Consider the following 15,824-nt stretch of genomic DNA (forward strand, 5'->3'; position numbering starts at 1 on the left):
AATAATTTCAGTACACCCTAACACTAGCGCGTAACTGCACCGTTTACGTCTAACTGACACACATGGCTAAAGCCAGTGTCATTTTGAATATAATTGTCAGTTAACCATTGATTAATTTTTTCTGCATTAGCTAGATTATCACATACTGCAAATACAGTGGGGCCAGAACCTGAAATACCAAATGCTAACGCCCCATTTTGTTTAGAAAATGTTCGTGATTCATCAAATTTAGGCAACAGAGATTTACGATAAGGCTCGGCGATAACATCTTGCATCATAGCGGCTGCCAATTGCTCGTCTTGACGATATAAGGCATCAGTGAACACCGCTAACTGACGGCCAAACTGAATAGTGTCTGCCATAGAGACTTGTTTAGGCAGAATTTCGCGCGCCGCGGCAGTAGAAACACTAATACCTGAATAACAAGACACCCAATACCAGTTTTCAAAAACAGGTAACGACAATGCCACCTGTTCTTTGAATTCAGCCATTAAAGTCATGCCACCCAAAAAACACGGTGCCACATTGTCGTAATGCACACTGCCACTAATTTGCCCTTCAAGCTCCCCCATTACCAACAACAGCTCATTGTCAGTAAATGGCACCTTACCAAAGTAATCGGCATAAAATTGATTTAAACCGTGCAACGCAGCCACAATTGACGCAGCGCTTGAGCCCAAACCACTACCTATGGGTAAGTGTTTATGTAAGGTCATGTGTAACGCTGGAATATCCGCCTTAGCGTAGCCCTGTTGTTCTAGAGCTTTAATAAAGTGTTGATAGCAACGTGTCACAATATTACTAACGGGATCGGGAGGTAACTTATCTGCGAAGCGTCCTTTCACTTCAAGGCTGAAATGTTCAGCAATCGTTAAGTCAACTTCATCCCCCAATTTACTTCCATCAATTGGCTTTAACGCAGCGCCAAGTAAATCAAAACCTAAACTGACATTACCAATAGAGGCTGGGGCATAGGCTGTTATTGTTTTGTTTTGCATATTTGATTCTGACATTTGTATTAACCTAACTAGGACTGTTTCCAAGGCATAGTTCGCATCACATCAGCAAACACACCCGCAGCGGTTACCGCAGCGCCGGCACCATAACCACGAATAACATAAGGAATAGGCTGATAATAGTGACTGTGAATCGCTAAGGCGTTTTCTCCATCTTTAACCATAAATAATGGATGAGATTCATTTACCGCCTGAATATTCACCACACATTTACCTTTGTTGATCGAGCCAACAAACCTAAGGACCTTGCCTTCTTGCTTAGCCGCACTAATTTTCTCCGCATAGTAGGCATCAAGTTTGGGCAAGTTCGTCATAAAGTCTTCAATAGACCCACTGGCATCGAAAGACTCAGGCAACACAGGTTCGATTTGAATATCTTCAAGCTCTAGCGTTAAACCAGCTTCGCGAGCCATAATCAATAACTTGCGCGCTACATCCATACCACTCAAATCGTCTCGAGGATCAGGCTCTGTAAAGCCATTTTGCTTAGCGATATTTGTCGCTTCAGACAAACTCAGGCCTTCGTCTAATTTACCGAATACGAAGGATAGCGACCCTGACAGAATGCCTTCAAATTTAATTAACTCATCACCGGCATAAAACAACTTTTGCAAATTTTCGATTACCGGAAGTCCGGCGCCTACTGTTGTTTCATACAAAAACTGGCGATTAGTGTTCTGTACTGTGTCACGTAATAACTGATAAAACTCAGTACTCGCGGTATTAGCCTTTTTATTTGGCGTAACAACATGGAAACCACTATCCATCATGTTTGGATATTGCTCAGCAATTACCGAGCTGCTGGTACAGTCAATCAACACAGGGTTAACTAAACTATTGGCATGGACAAAATCTTGCAATGTATCTATCGCCAAAGTTTTATCACTATTTTGCAACGCCGTTTTCCAATCGCTGCAAAGGTCAATACCATTGGTCTCTAGCAGTAATTTTTTACTGTTAGCAATACCATACACATTGAGTTTAATATTACGTTCTAATAACGATGCTTGCTGACGAGCAACTTGCGCCAAAAACTCTTGACCGACCGTGCCACATCCCACCAAAAATGCATCAATTGAATGTAAACTTGAGAAGAAATTTTGATGCACAACACGCACCGCTTTTTTAGCTTTACTCGCTTCAATTACTGTAGAAATAGAACGTTCCGAAGAGCCTTGTGCGATAGCCACATTATTTACCCTCGCTTGAGACAAAGAACTGAAGAATTTTGCCGCTAGCCCTTTTGAATGGCGCATACCATCACCCACTAAAGTAACTATGGCTAAATCGTAACGCACTTCGATGGGGTCTAGTAATTGGTTAGATAATTCAAGAGCAAAGGACTCTTCCAATAGGTCTAGCGCCCTACCTGCATCTTTACTGTGGATACAAAAGCTGATGCTGTACTCAGATGAAGACTGAGTAATCAAGCTAATCGAAATGTTGGCGTTAGACATCACTTCGAACACACGACTAGCCATGCCAACCATGCCTTTCATTCCAGGCCCTGCGACATTGAACATTGTCATATCATCTAAATGAGAAATACCTTTCACGCTTGTCCACTTAGTACTCGCCTCATTACTAATTAACGTCCCCGGAGCCGCAGGATTTAGGGTATTGCGAATTAAACAAGGAATATGGTGTTGGGCGATAGGGCCAATTGTTTTAGGGTGTAAAACCTTAGCACCAAAATACGAAAGCTCCATGGCTTCTTGGTAAGTCAATTTATCTAATAAAACAGCACCTTCAACTTGATTAGGATCAGCGTTGTACACGCCATCTACATCAGTCCAAATCTCGCAACACTCAGCGTCAATACAAGCCGCTAAGATAGCCGCGGAATAGTCTGAACCATTTCGCCCTAAGGTGACCTTTTCGCCGGCTGTATTCACCGCGACAAAACACAAGCATAATAAGCACTTTTTCACCTGAACTGTCGACATCTTCAAATCTGGCTTTACTGGCAGAAACATCACAAATACTATCTAGGTATTCGCCTTCGGCAATAATGTGATTGACGGGATCAATGATGTAATTGTCTTGCCCAACAGAGGTCAATATTTGACTAAAGATATTAACGCTAACATATTCGCCAATACTCAGAATTTTAGCGACCACTTCCTCTGGAGCACAACGCAATAGGGCAAAACCTTCTAAATGTTGGTTTAATTCATTTAGGGTTTGTTGAATGAATGTGGCTAATTCAGCTGAAGAAAAGTTAGGTAAATTGGTTTGCAAGTCATCTAGTATGCCAAACAACACCATATTCAATTTTGCGAATAGCTCGCCGTAGTCTTTTCCTTCAGCTGCTTCTTCACACAATAAAGATAAGGCATTAGTCACGCCTTTTGGAGCAGACAATACAATAGCAGCACCTGTTTCGGTGTGACATGCCATAGTAATATCCTTCACTCTCAAATAACGCTCCGCATCGGCGAGAGATGAACCGCCAAATTTCAACACCTTCATTTTACTGCTCCTCGAACTGTACTTATGTCTAGTTATTTTCAATTCATTTTCATACAAGCAAATAACAAAAAAGCCCGCTTTGGCTGCGGGCTTTTAGTGTGTATTACTTGTGCACTAGCCAGCGACCACCTTATCTGGGGTGGTAATAATCATGCCGGTGATGCGAATTGAGTTCATTTTCATGGGCTCAATTTGCCGTATAGACGTCTATATGTCAACAACCAAGTGCAGATGTTTTGTTATTTGATATGCCTTACCTATCTTTAGCTAAGAATGAAGCCAATTTTCTGCCGTTTTTGTCGATTTCGTAACTTTATTTACGAAAAAAATAACCTTTTTTCGTATTAAACTTAACCCACTCCCAAATTAATGTTGAATGCAAAAATGACATATCCTTGGATTAACAGTGCTAACAAAATTTTTCGTCTTGTCATTGTCGTGCAATGGTTTATTTCCTTATTGATTGCATGCTTTACTTCAAGTTGGCTAGAACCCTTACTGATTGGCATTCCTATACTAGCTTTACCACTACTTTTATCCTTCACTCAGCCAAGTCGTCCTGTCACTCGTTATGCTTTTGCCATTGCGGTTCAACTTTTTGCTGCATTACATATACAGCAAACCTATGCTCTGACGGAATTGCATTTCGAAATATTTGTTATGCTGGCGTTTCTATCTTATTTCAAAGACTGGAAAGTAATCGCCGTTGGCACGGCGACTGTTGCTATTCATCACATCATTTTTTATTGGGTACAAAGTACGGGTGGTAACTTACTCGTTTTTGAAGAAGGCAAAGTAAGTTTTTTCATTTTATTGATCCATGCAGTGTTTGCTGTAGCAGAAGGTTTAGTACTGGGTGTGATGGCCAAAAGAAACTATACAGAAGCTAAGGGGGCCTTAGTTCTCAACGAATTGGTCACCCAAATTATGGTTCAAAAAGATGTTTTGGACCTTAAAGTAACTATTCCCGATAGCGTTAAAAGTCTAGAAGAATTTAAGACCTTAATTAACGCCTTTAAAAAACTAATCACCGAAGCCAACAGCCTCAGCATTACAGTATCAGCAGTTTCAAATGAGATGAACAAGTCCTCTTCAACCCTCAATCACTCAATTGCTTTAAGCGCCGAGCAGGTAAATTGTATTTTGCAAGAAATAGAGCAGCTTAATCATAAGATTGAAGATGTATCTTCTCGCAGCAAAGAAACTCAAACCCACGCAGAGAAAGCCAAAAATAGCACCTTAGACACTAAATCCTCACTGGTAGACTCGAGTAAGAATGTGGGGCAATTACGTGAAACACTTACTGTAGCCTCATCGGTAATTGAAAATCTAAGTGCAAAATGCAACAACATATCTGAAGTAATGCAATCAATAAAATCAGTTGCAGAGCAGACTAATTTACTCGCGTTAAACGCAGCAATTGAGTCCGCTAGAGCAGGAGAGCACGGCAGAGGGTTTGCTGTAGTGGCAGACGAGGTACGAAACCTAGCAATAAAGTCCAAAGAAAGTGCAGAAGAAATTGAAGCGATAACTATTGAACTGATTACGAGTGCTGACAATTCAGTGGCGCAAATGAATGACTGCGTAAAAATGGTGGATGAAGCAGCAGTATCATCGGGCGAAGCCATCAAACATATGGATAGAGTGGTAGATAATTTTCAGCTTGTTTCGTCAAATATTACAAAAGTGGCCTCATCAGCAGAGCAACAAGCTCATAACGCAAACACCATTTCCGAATCAACCAATTTACTGGCACAGTTGTCAAGCGATGAGCAAAGCAACGTCAACATTGTAAATAATCAAGCCGTTGAATTAGCTAACTTGTGTCAAAAGCTTGAACGGCAACTACAACAATTTTCTGTATGACACATCCAAAAACTAAGTGTCTATTAATTGTTTGGGGGCTTGTTTGCATACTTGCTATGACTGCACTGAGTGTAAACAAGTTAGCAGAATTTGATCCCCAATTAAAATTGTCGGCGGCTATCAGCGACCTTCATTTTGAAGCAAAACTGAAAGCCCTTTTGCAAGCTCAGTACAAAGTAACCGCTAAGCGCACGTTTCATTTTTCAGAAAATAATTGTTTTTGCCAATATGTGGCCGCTAAACACATTGCCAACTTGGAGCGAAATTTAGCTAACCTAGACTTCAACAATATTCACATAAATTTATCTGAACACCCAGCGCTTTCCGATTACATACCATCCACGCCAGCCTTAGTCATTTTCGGGCAGGACAACGAACTAATTTTCTTAGGGCCTTATGCTGAAGGACTAGGCTGTATTTCAGGAACAGGGTTAGTTGATAAAGTGGTAGAAAACCTGAATAGCCCTGAACAAGAAAATAGCCTATTCATAACCGAAACCAAAGGCTGTTATTGCGCGACCTAACTCCAAAAACTACCAAAGGGACAAAATAGAAACGGCCACATTAGACAAAAGTCTAAAAGCAAATAGCAAGCAGTCCCTTTATTACTGGTACTGAATAATGCTAATGTTACCTGAACGCAAATAACAACAAAAAACGCTCGTTCAAGCTATATTGTCAAATCGATTGGCATTACTAGCGTTGAATGTTGATGCACCCGAAGTCAATCCACAATTTAGCAACAGTATTGATACCAGCTCACGACATGCGCTGATTCATTTTTTGGAAATGTTTAATAATGCGACGCTTACAAAGCTTGTACCAAATCACCTCCGATAATTCGCTATCATTCAAACAAAAAATGAATCAGCTTCTCATGCTAGGCACAAAAGTATTTAATCTTGAGCTAGCCATTATTAGCCGAATCGTTGATAAAGACTACATAGTACAGCACGTCATTTCACCAGAAGACTCTTTACTAGAAGGCGCGTTATTTCCACTGCACAACACTTATTGTATTCATACCTTACATGCCAATGAGGCCACTTCATTCCATCATGCAGGTAAAAGTGGCATAGCCGAACATCCTTGTTATATCAATTTTGGCTTAGAAAGTTATATAGGCGCTAAATTGGTCGTGAATGGCGAGCCCTACGGTACAATTAATTTTTCTTCATCAGAACCTAGAGCTAACAAATTCACCCAAGACGATCTCGAATTTATTGAGCTATTGGCCCATTGGGTGGCCAATGAAATTGCTCGAAACCAACAGCTAAAGTTACTTGAGCAGCAACAAGTACATTCCGCTCACCAGCAAGAGTTACTCAATGAAATGGGTAAGCTTGCCGGTGTAGGCGCTTGGGAAGTAGATCTTGCCACCGATACTTTATATTGGTCAGAAACCACTCGGTTAATTCACGAAGTCGAAGATGACTATATACCGGTACTTGAAACTGCCATTGATTTTTATCTAGCTGGCGAAAACAGAGAGCGTGTTAGCCGCCACATCGAAACAATCATGCAACAAGGCGGGAGTTTTTCTGACGAATTTGAAATAGTCACCCATACAGGCAAAATAAAATGGGTCGCGTCGCAAGGTAAAGCTGAGTTTGAGAACGGACAGTGCATTCGTTTATTTGGCGCATTCCAAGACATAACCGAGCAAGTCTACTATCGACAGCAATTAGAAGAACGACATCGAGAGCTCGCCGCTGCAGTTGAGGCCAGAGGTCGTTTTTTAGCCAATATGAGTCACGAAATCCGTACTCCGATAAATGGCGTTATAGGCTCTTTACAGGTGATGGACAAAAAAGGCCTCAATGAGAATCAACAACACTTTTTAGGTCTAGCACAAAATAGTGCCGACTCATTACTGGCACAAATTAACGATGTTTTAGATTTTGTCAAAATTGACGCCAATCAACTCGAACTAGAAAACACCCAGTTTGTGATTAATCAATTACTCCAGGATTGTGTGGCTGCATTCTCGGTTAGTATAAAAAGTAAACCGATTAAATTAGTCACCGATTTTCGCTTAACAGACAAGGTAAATATCATTGCTGACCCAACCAGGATCAGGCAGATCTACGCAAACCTTATTAGTAATGCGGTTAAATTTACTATGCAAGGTAAAATCACTATTTCTAGCTCAATCACGCCACTCTCAGCGCACAAAGCTAGACTCACTCTAGTGGTCACAGATGACGGTATTGGCATGTCTGACAAACAACTGAGTAATCTTTTTCAACCCTTTAAACAAGCCGACTCATCGACGACGCGTAAATTTGGCGGCACAGGTTTGGGCCTTTCTATCAGTGAAAGCTTGGTAAAATTAATGGACGGGGACATTAGAGTTCAAAGCGCCCAAAACGAAGGCAGTACATTTACGGTTGAAATTGAAGTCACGACAACAGGTACAGATAAATCCATTGAAAACATCACTCCTTCCCCGACAAAGCACATTGATTTAAGCTTGCTACACGTATTGGTAGTAGAAGATAACGAGATAAATCAACTGGTAATTAGTGAAATGCTTAAGCAAAAGAATATTACCCATGATATTGCTGCAGACGGCCTAGAAGCATTGGCAAAACTTGACAGCCAACAATCAGAAAATCAACACTACTCGTTAATTTTGATGGATTGCCAAATGCCCAATATGGATGGTTATCAAGCAACAGGCGCAATTAGAAAACTACCTTCAGAGTCATCGCAAATACCCATTATTGCTTTAACAGCCAATGCAATGAAAGGCGACCGAGAGCTTTGCATTAAAAGTGGCATGACAGATTACCTGTCAAAACCCATCAAGCAAGAAGATTTATATGCAAAGTTAGAGGAATTTGCTTAGCAAAATAACGGCTATCAAACCTTGCGCTTGAAACGGTATGTGTTTGTGTCACATTTGCTCGCCACCAGCTTCTAATTTTAATGGTTTGGAGCGGAATGAGGTGAGGATTATTGGCTCATATACATGTCTTTATAATAATCTGCGGGATAGCACTTTTGTTTTCCTGCAACCACTTTTTTGCAAACCGATAGTTTAGGTTTAAGCGGATTTGGCAAAGGATCCTCGGTCGCAACGTTGGGCTCTTCAGTTTTCATCTCTGCTAGTAATGCTTTAACTATTTTGGCATCTTGTTTGGCCCCTTCAACAGTGAATATTAACACTTCTTGACCACGAACATTGCAAGAGGCATAGTCACTATTTTCGCAGCGTCCTTTATCCATCGCTTTAAACAATGCTAGATCTGTTGCCAAACCTAAAACCGTGCAGCCACTAAAAGCAACGAAACACATAACCAAAACAATCGTTAATTTCATTTCACCTCCTGACAAACTGAAATTATACTATCGGCTAGGATCAACATAATAAATACAAACTTTGTTTATAATTTGTAAGTTTAATAGCTAAACAACGGTAAGGTACGAATTGCTTAATTTCATGGCAGAACACGGTGTCACAAACAACAGGTTAACGTCACTGTTAAACATTACTATACCGTCACCGGTGCAGTCTATTCGACTAAACGATACTGTGCTTACCGTGAAACGAGATGATTTAATTCACCCTATTATTTCTGGCAATAAATGGCGAAAAATCAAATACCAATTGCTCGATGCTGTGCAAAATAACAATCAACATGTCATTAGTTTTGGTGGTGGATTTTCTAACCACTTGCATGCACTGGCTTATTGCTGCCAACAACTAGGGATAAAATTCACGGCTATTGTGCGAGGTGATTACAGCCAGAACCTAACGCCAATGCTACAAGACCTAATAGCTTGGCGCAGTGATATTCGCTATGTAAATAAAATAACCTATCAAGCAAGAAACGGCAGCTACTTACAGACCTTAAAACAAGAATTCCCCCAATCGATAATTGTGCCAGAAGGCGGTTCCAGCCAGTACGCGCTGCAAGGAGTGGGCGAAATTATCAATGAGCTGCATGATGAATACGACTATATTATTGCGCCGGTAGCGAGTGGCGGTACTTTAGCTGGCTTGATAAATCGTGTTAGCGAGCAATCACTTTCAACTAAAATTTTAGGTATAGGTGTACTTCAAGGAAAAGGGTACTTAGAAGAGTTGGTGAATGAACTACTACCTACAAACAACCATGCCAACTACCTTGTTAATCACGACTATCATTTTGGTGGCTACGCCAAAAAGACTGTAGAACTAGTTGATTATTGTGAAAAATTTTTCCAACAAAATAAAATTGCAATAGAGCCTGTATATAGTGGAAAATTGTTTTTTGCTATTCAACAACTAATTGCGCAAAACTACTTTCCTACTGAAAGTAGAATATTAGCTTTGCATACAGGGGGCATACAAGGCACACGGAAATAACCTCAGCAATGAACATTACCGACAATTATTAATCTCATATTCCCAAGGACGAAAAATGCGCTTATTGCAATCAAAAAAACACTCTTTTTTGACATTACTCGTATCAATATTCATTTCAGCATGTGCAACGCAGCTAGGCACCGAGACTGCAACCACGCTTTCCTTACCGAATGGTCTGTATGGTCATGCCGTCATTAACAATGGAGACAAAATATATGTTTTGGCTGGCTCTCAAAAGGGCGGATTTTCAAGAGATATTCAGATCATTGACCCCCATACCCAAAAAGTGACTCGATTAGAAAACAAGCTGCTACCACGGCGTTATCATTCGGCGGTTTGGGATGGCAAAGACTCAATATACATTTTAGGTGGGGTAAGTAATTGGCATAGAACAACCAGGTTGCAACCTTTGATTGAGGTATTTGATATTCCCTCTGGTACAGTTTCCATCATTGGAGAAACACCCATTCCAAGACGTTTTGCCAGTGCGGTTTACATAGACGGTAAAATTATAGTTGCGGGGGGCAGTGTGTTTTCTCGTAATGCAAGTACCCATGCAACCAATACCGTAGCAATTTATGACATAAAGAAAAACCTATGGCGCAAAGCGGCCAACCTACCTTTTGCCGAAGACACCAGAATAGTGGCGCTTGGTCAGCACATTTACGCCATTGGTGGCTTCAATCATTTACATGCTTCTGACCATTTTTCTCGCTATGACATCGAAGCAGATGAGTGGGTTAGCTTACCTGCTTTGCCTACAGCATTAAGTGCGCACTCTGCGGTTTCTCATGATAACAAAATATATACCTTCGGTGATTATAAAGACTTAAGTGCCAGTTTTGTCTATGACCTCAACACACAACGTTGGAAGAAGAGCTCATTTGATTTTCAAGCCTCAAGACATAACGCAGCAACAATCCTCAATGACACTATCTATGTGATTGGTGGAACGACGTCAGCAAGTGGCCCTTTTTTACACACGGTCCAAACTTTTTCGGTTAATCAACATTGAATTGGCTCGAGTGGTTACAAGGTTTTGCCGGAGCGTCTGTGCCCGAATGGATAGCCACTCTTTCGGGTTTTCTGTGTGTGTATTTAATCATACGGCGTAGCATTTGGTGTTTTGCATTTGGTTTGGTGCAAGTGAGTATTTACAGTTGGATTTTTTATGACGTGAAACTTTACTCCGACATGGTACTGCATCTCTTTTATATCGGCTTTCAAATCTACGGCTGGTATATCTGGCGACAATCACAGAACGCTAGTGGCCATATCCAAGTTAAAAAGGGGTCTGCTAGAGAATACAGTCTATGCTTTTGTTTGATTGCTATTGTTACTTTGACACTAGGTACCTTCATGCATCAATACACTCAAGCAGACTATGCCTATGGTGATGCGTTTACTACTAGTGCTAGCTTAGTTGCCCAGTGGTTACTCACCCACAAAAAACTATTCAACTGGCTATTTTGGATAGTAGTAGATGTAGTCGCTATCACAATATATTGGCAAAAAGGCCTATATCCAACTTCTGTTTTGTATTTCTGTTTTTTAATTATGGCTATTGTAGGCCAGTGGCAGTGGTATGGAAATTGGCAACAGGTAAATGTCACGGCCAAACAAACTAATGACTAGAGGCTTAACCCTAGGTAAGTTTGCGCCACTGCACATAGGCCATCAGTTTTTAATAGACTTTGCATTACAGCATGTTGATGAATTAGTCATTGTTATCTATGCCTGTGATGAATTGCCAGTTTGCCCATTAGAAACGCGAATCGATTGGATTAACCAGTTGTACCCCAATGTAAAGGTGATTGCAGCTAAAGATGGCCCTAAAGAAGTAGGCTACAGCCAAGCCATCACTAACAAACACGATGCTTATCTAAAGCATCTATTACAAGATTACACATTTGATTGCTTTTTTAGTAGCGAGCCCTATGGCGAGCATGTGAGTTTAGCTTTAAACTGCCGTGATACCAATGCATTCACTACTTGGCACTTTGCCCTACATTATCATCAAAAAGCGCTCCCCGAACTAGAGCGTTTGGCCAAGCAATGCTGGCAACGTTATGACTTGGTGGTGCTATGCGAAGATGATATCCCCTACGACAATACTTGGGAAAGATCCGGTGACGCTAATCGCCAAGTGTTCCAGCAGTTTAATCGAGATTATCTGGCTGAACATAACATTCCTCATATATCGGTTACTGGCAGCCTCAGCAAACGGGCTGCGCAAGTGACTCAATCAATGTTAAGCCACCAATAAAAAAGGGCAGTAGTAACCTGCCCTGTCAGTCATATCTTTAGTGATGCTTTATTAGGTACCTTGTCGCTATCCTTGTTGGCATCTTGAATTACACAATAGCCTAATCTACGGTTGACAACTTGTTTTGAGTGGACTAAATCAGAACCACTAAATAAAGTAAACTATTTGCGCCAATTCCCTACATACCTCTTGCACCAACTAAATTTACTGATAGCATTCCTTCGATTGGTAACTGCCTATTTCAAAGGATAACTTTATGTCTCGTGTTTTAATTATTGGTGCCGGTGGTGTGGCCGCCGTCACCATTAAAAAATGTGCTCGTTTACCTGAGCTTTTTGATGAAATATACCTTGCTAGCCGCACGGTATCTAAATGCGAAGCCTTACAAAAAGAAGTGGGCTTAGATCGTGTAAAAGGTACCTTTGCAGTTGATGCAGATCACGCTAGTGAAGTGGTAAAAGTAATTAGTCAAGTGAATCCTGATTTGGTGATCAACCTAGCGCTACCTTATCAAGATTTGGCCATTATGGATGCGTGTTTAGAAACAGGTGTGGACTACTTAGATACTGCCAACTACGAGCCTAAAGATGTCGCCAAATTTGAATATTCATGGCAATGGGCGTATCAAGACAAGTTCGAAAAAGCAGGGTTGATGGCTTTATTAGGTAGTGGTTTTGACCCAGGTGTAACCAATGTTTATACCGCTTATGCAGCCAAACATTATTTCGATGAAATTCATTATTTAGACATAGTGGATTGCAATGGTGGCGATCATGGCCAAGCCTTTGCCACTAATTTTAATCCAGAAATTAACATTCGAGAAATCACCCAGCGAGGGCGCTTCTTTGAGAATGGCCAATGGAAAGAAACCGATCCATTAAGTGTGCGCGAAGATCTTGATTATCAAAACATCGGTGTGCGTGCGTCGTATTTAATGTATCACGAAGAGTTAGAGTCAATCGTGAAACATTTTCCAACCATCAAACGAGCGCGTTTTTGGATGACCTTTGGTGACGCATATCTTACCCATCTAAAAGTGTTAGAAGGTATAGGTATGACAAGCATCGAACCAATTAACTTCCAAGGGCAACAAATTGTGCCTTTAGAGTTTTTAAAAGCAGTGTTACCTGATCCCGGCTCGCTAGCCGACGGCTACACAGGCCAAACCTGTATCGGTACCTACATCACTGGCTTAAAAGATGGCAAGGAGAAAACCATCTTTATTTACAACAACTGTGAGCATGCAAAATGCCACGAAGAACTGGGGGCACAGGCAGTGTCTTACACAACTGGTGTACCTGCCATGATAGGCGCTAGCTTAATGTTAGATGGTACTTGGAAAAAGCCGGGAGTTTGGAATATGGAACAATTTGATCCAGACCCTTTTATGGACATGTTAAACAAGCATGGCCTACCTTGGCATGTCATTGAATGTGACGAGAGCCCGTTTAAGAAATAACAACCAGCCGAGTTAACGGCAAAGAACATAAATTACAGAAGACACAGTGAGCATAGAGCCAAAGACGTTTTAGCTTTTCTGAGTAGTCTAGCGCTACGCCCTGTGTACTCTGTAATAGTAAGTTCTTAGCTAACATTACTAATTTTATTTGTGAGTAAGCAGCCCAGTTATGCAAGATCCCATGTTGAATCCCGCCATCCCCTCACCTTGTTATGTATGTGAAGAAGCCAAGCTTGAAGCTAATTTACAACTAATGCAGCGCGTGCAACAAGAAAGCGGAGTTGAAATAATTTTAGCTTTGAAGGGGTTTTCCATGTGGTCTACCTTTGACTTAGTTGGTAAGTACTTACAAGGCTCTACAGCAAGTGCAGTATGGGAGGCTCGTTTAGGAAAAGAAACGATAGGTAAACAAGTACATGCGTTTTCCCCTGCATTTAAACCCACTGACATTGAACAATTAGTAGATTTAGTAGATCACATTTCATTTAACAGCCTAGGCCAATGGCAGCGCTATAAACAACAAATAATCAATTCACCAGTATCCCCAGGTATTCGTTTAAATGTAGAACACCGTGAAGCAGACACTGAGTTATACGATCCAAGCGCCCCTGGCTCACGTTTTGGTATATTAGCCAAAGATTTGCTGAATGCTGATTTATCCGGCATAGAAGGATTTCATATTCACAATCTATGTGAATGCGACTCCTATGCCACAGAGCGCACTATTCTTGCCGCCGAAAAAAAGTTTGGCCATTTATTTGCAAATATTAAATGGATTAATTTTGGTGGTGGCCATCTTATGACTAAAAAGGGCTACGATGTGGAACACCTTATTGCCACCTTAAAAGCCTTTAAAACACGTCATCCACATCTCAATGTTGTACTAGAGCCGGGCTCTGCGGTGGCTTGGCAAACGGGGCCGTTAGTATGTGAGGTGATAGATATTGTTGAAAACCGCGACAAAATCGCTATTGTCGATATGTCTGCAACAGCCCACATGCCTGACGTACTAGAAATGCCCTACCGGCCTGACGTGCGTGGCGCCGGAAAAGCCGGTGAAAAAGCCTTTACCTACCGTTTTGGTGGTAACTCATGCCTAACCGGTGACGCAATCGATTTGTATAGTTTTGACCACGAATTGCAAATTGGCGAGCGCATCATTTTTGAAGATATGATCCACTACACTATGGTCAAAACCACTTTCTTTAACGGCGTCGAACACCCTTCGATTGGTATTTTGCGCAAAGATGGAAGCTTTGAACTCGTGCGAAAATTTGACTACGAAGACTTTAAGAATAAACTGTCTTAATACTATGCACACAAGAAAACTATCTTTATAGGTAAAAGTCTATTTATACTCAATAAATGACTTTAGTAACGCGGTGTTGAAACTTGAATAGCCATATCCATAAAAACCAATCCGAAGGTTTTCCCCACCAACGCCTCGTCATTCTGCAACCTGCCGTCATTCAAACTTGTAAGCAACTAGCTGTGGTAAATACATTGTTTGTTACTCATATAGGCTCGTTTCCATCCGCCCCCGCTCATAGGGTTGAACGACCACAAGGGTGTATTCAGTCAATTCTAATCTACTGTATTAAAGGCACTGGCTGGCTCAAAATCAATAACATAAAGTGGCAAATTGAGCCCGGCCAAATTATCTTAATTCCTGCCGGTATTGAGCATGCCTATGGCAGCAACGATGCTCAACCTTGGTCTATTTTTTGGGTGCATTTTGCAGGTGTCGAGAGCCTACCAATATTGCGCAGCATAGTGAGAGAGAATAATCGTTATTTAGTAAACGTTAGCGGTACTACTCAAATCAAACAAGCATTTGAGCAACTTTATGCCTGCATAGATCATCATTATTCTGACGCAGGTTTGATTTTAATGTCAGCCAAATTGTTACATCTACTTGGCTTAATCAAACTCAATCAACGGATGTTACCTTTTGGCGGGAACACAGAAAAATGCACATCATCCATGATAAGAGACAGCATCTCTTATATGGAGCAACATCTGCATACAACGCTCACCATAAATGAACTAGCAAAAAGAGCAGAAGTCTCTGTTCCCCACTATTGTAAATCTTTTAAGCAGGTGACTAATCGTTCTCCCGTTGCCTATTTTACTCGCTTAAAAGTTCGTAAGGCATGCGATTACTTATATCAAAGCACCTTGACCGTAAAAGCAATTGGAGAGCTATTGGCATACACAGATCCTTACTATTTCAGCCGCGTATTTAAAAAATTCCAAGGATGTTCGCCCGAAAATTACCGTAAGAACTTAGTAAAAGAAGGCTTAAAGAACACTCACTAGCCTCTTTCAAAAACTTCTATATCGAATAATATTGTCCATCACATTAAATAACATTAACCATTCTTTACCTCC

General features: G+C 41.0%; 12 protein-coding genes and 1 pseudogene. 10 read left to right on the forward strand and 3 right to left on the reverse strand.

Annotated elements, in window-relative coordinates; all coding sequences use genetic code 11:
- Positions 1-23: 23 nt before the first annotated feature.
- Together thrB and thrA are read right to left on the reverse strand one after the other, a co-directional pair.
- On the reverse strand, positions 24-1,013 hold the full coding sequence (gene thrB / locus RS130_RS01415; protein WP_316024465.1) for a homoserine kinase: 990 nt from the start codon (positions 1,011-1,013) through the stop codon (positions 24-26).
- A gap of 14 nt (positions 1,014-1,027) precedes the next feature.
- A pseudogene (gene thrA / locus RS130_RS01420) lies at positions 1,028-3,488 on the reverse strand (bifunctional aspartate kinase/homoserine dehydrogenase I).
- 384 nt (positions 3,489-3,872) lie between these two features.
- On the opposite strand from thrA, the gene RS130_RS01425 reads away from it, so the two are divergent.
- The 3 genes from RS130_RS01425 (at position 3,873) to RS130_RS01435 (ending at position 8,205) form a co-directional block, all read left to right on the forward strand.
- Complete coding sequence (locus RS130_RS01425) at positions 3,873-5,354, forward strand: methyl-accepting chemotaxis protein (RefSeq protein ID WP_316024466.1); 1,482 nt, start codon at positions 3,873-3,875, stop codon at positions 5,352-5,354.
- Positions 5,355-5,410: 56 nt separating this feature from the next.
- Positions 5,411-5,878, forward strand: a complete 468-nt coding sequence (locus RS130_RS01430; protein WP_316024467.1) for a DUF6436 domain-containing protein — start codon at positions 5,411-5,413, stop codon at positions 5,876-5,878.
- Positions 5,879-6,153: 275 nt separating this feature from the next.
- Positions 6,154-8,205: a GAF domain-containing hybrid sensor histidine kinase/response regulator gene (locus tag RS130_RS01435; RefSeq protein ID WP_316024468.1), complete on the forward strand. Its 2,052-nt coding sequence runs from the start codon at positions 6,154-6,156 to the stop codon at positions 8,203-8,205.
- 107 nt (positions 8,206-8,312) lie between these two features.
- Here RS130_RS01435 and RS130_RS01440 read toward each other — a convergent pair whose 3' ends face one another.
- Positions 8,313-8,678, reverse strand: a complete 366-nt coding sequence (locus RS130_RS01440; protein ID WP_316024469.1) for a hypothetical protein — start codon at positions 8,676-8,678, stop codon at positions 8,313-8,315.
- 121 nt (positions 8,679-8,799) lie between these two features.
- Here RS130_RS01440 and RS130_RS01445 point away from each other — a divergent pair, with 121 nt between their 5' ends.
- The 7 genes from RS130_RS01445 to RS130_RS01475 all read left to right on the forward strand — a co-directional run bounded on the left by RS130_RS01445 (position 8,800) and on the right by RS130_RS01475 (position 15,752).
- Entirely contained in the window at positions 8,800-9,708 is a 909-nt protein-coding gene (locus tag RS130_RS01445) for a 1-aminocyclopropane-1-carboxylate deaminase/D-cysteine desulfhydrase (RefSeq protein WP_428982841.1), read from the forward strand.
- Between the two features lie 55 nt (positions 9,709-9,763).
- Positions 9,764-10,723, forward strand: a complete 960-nt coding sequence (locus RS130_RS01450) for a Kelch repeat-containing protein (RefSeq protein ID WP_316024471.1) — start codon at positions 9,764-9,766, stop codon at positions 10,721-10,723.
- Positions 10,720-11,343 (forward strand): nicotinamide riboside transporter PnuC, encoded by a 624-nt coding sequence (pnuC, locus tag RS130_RS01455; protein WP_316024472.1) that lies wholly within the window; start codon positions 10,720-10,722, stop codon positions 11,341-11,343. Before RS130_RS01450 ends, pnuC begins: the two co-directional genes overlap by 4 nt.
- Entirely contained in the window at positions 11,315-11,974 is a 660-nt protein-coding gene (locus tag RS130_RS01460; RefSeq protein ID WP_316024473.1) for an AAA family ATPase, read from the forward strand. The genes pnuC and RS130_RS01460 overlap by 29 nt, the downstream gene beginning before the upstream one ends.
- Positions 11,975-12,230: 256 nt before the next feature.
- The gene (locus RS130_RS01465) at positions 12,231-13,433 is read left to right on the forward strand and encodes a saccharopine dehydrogenase family protein (RefSeq protein ID WP_316024474.1); all 1,203 of its coding nucleotides are present in this window, start codon (positions 12,231-12,233) and stop codon (positions 13,431-13,433) included.
- A 169-nt stretch (positions 13,434-13,602) separates the two neighbouring features.
- Complete coding sequence (gene nspC / locus RS130_RS01470; RefSeq protein WP_316024475.1) at positions 13,603-14,742, forward strand: carboxynorspermidine decarboxylase; 1,140 nt, start codon at positions 13,603-13,605, stop codon at positions 14,740-14,742.
- 83 nt (positions 14,743-14,825) lie between these two features.
- Complete coding sequence (locus tag RS130_RS01475; protein ID WP_316024476.1) at positions 14,826-15,752, forward strand: AraC family transcriptional regulator; 927 nt, start codon at positions 14,826-14,828, stop codon at positions 15,750-15,752.
- Positions 15,753-15,824: the final 72 nt, after the last annotated feature.

This window comes from Paraglaciecola aquimarina, assembly GCF_032464635.1.
Classification (GTDB): domain Bacteria; phylum Pseudomonadota; class Gammaproteobacteria; order Enterobacterales; family Alteromonadaceae; genus Paraglaciecola; species Paraglaciecola aquimarina.

Coding starts and splice junctions, on each gene's coding strand:
- thrB (WP_316024465.1), bottom strand. CDS start 1,013: ATGTCAGAATCAAATATGCAAAACAAAACAATAACAGCCTATGCCCCA.
- RS130_RS01425 (WP_316024466.1), top strand. CDS start 3,873: ATGACATATCCTTGGATTAACAGTGCTAACAAAATTTTTCGTCTTGTC.
- RS130_RS01430 (WP_316024467.1), top strand. CDS start 5,411: ATGACTGCACTGAGTGTAAACAAGTTAGCAGAATTTGATCCCCAATTA.
- RS130_RS01435 (WP_316024468.1), top strand. CDS start 6,154: ATGCGACGCTTACAAAGCTTGTACCAAATCACCTCCGATAATTCGCTA.
- RS130_RS01440 (WP_316024469.1), bottom strand. CDS start 8,678: ATGAAATTAACGATTGTTTTGGTTATGTGTTTCGTTGCTTTTAGTGGC.
- RS130_RS01445 (WP_428982841.1), top strand. CDS start 8,800: ATGGCAGAACACGGTGTCACAAACAACAGGTTAACGTCACTGTTAAAC.
- RS130_RS01450 (WP_316024471.1), top strand. CDS start 9,764: ATGCGCTTATTGCAATCAAAAAAACACTCTTTTTTGACATTACTCGTA.
- RS130_RS01460 (WP_316024473.1), top strand. CDS start 11,315: ATGTCACGGCCAAACAAACTAATGACTAGAGGCTTAACCCTAGGTAAG.
- RS130_RS01465 (WP_316024474.1), top strand. CDS start 12,231: ATGTCTCGTGTTTTAATTATTGGTGCCGGTGGTGTGGCCGCCGTCACC.
- nspC (WP_316024475.1), top strand. CDS start 13,603: ATGCAAGATCCCATGTTGAATCCCGCCATCCCCTCACCTTGTTATGTA.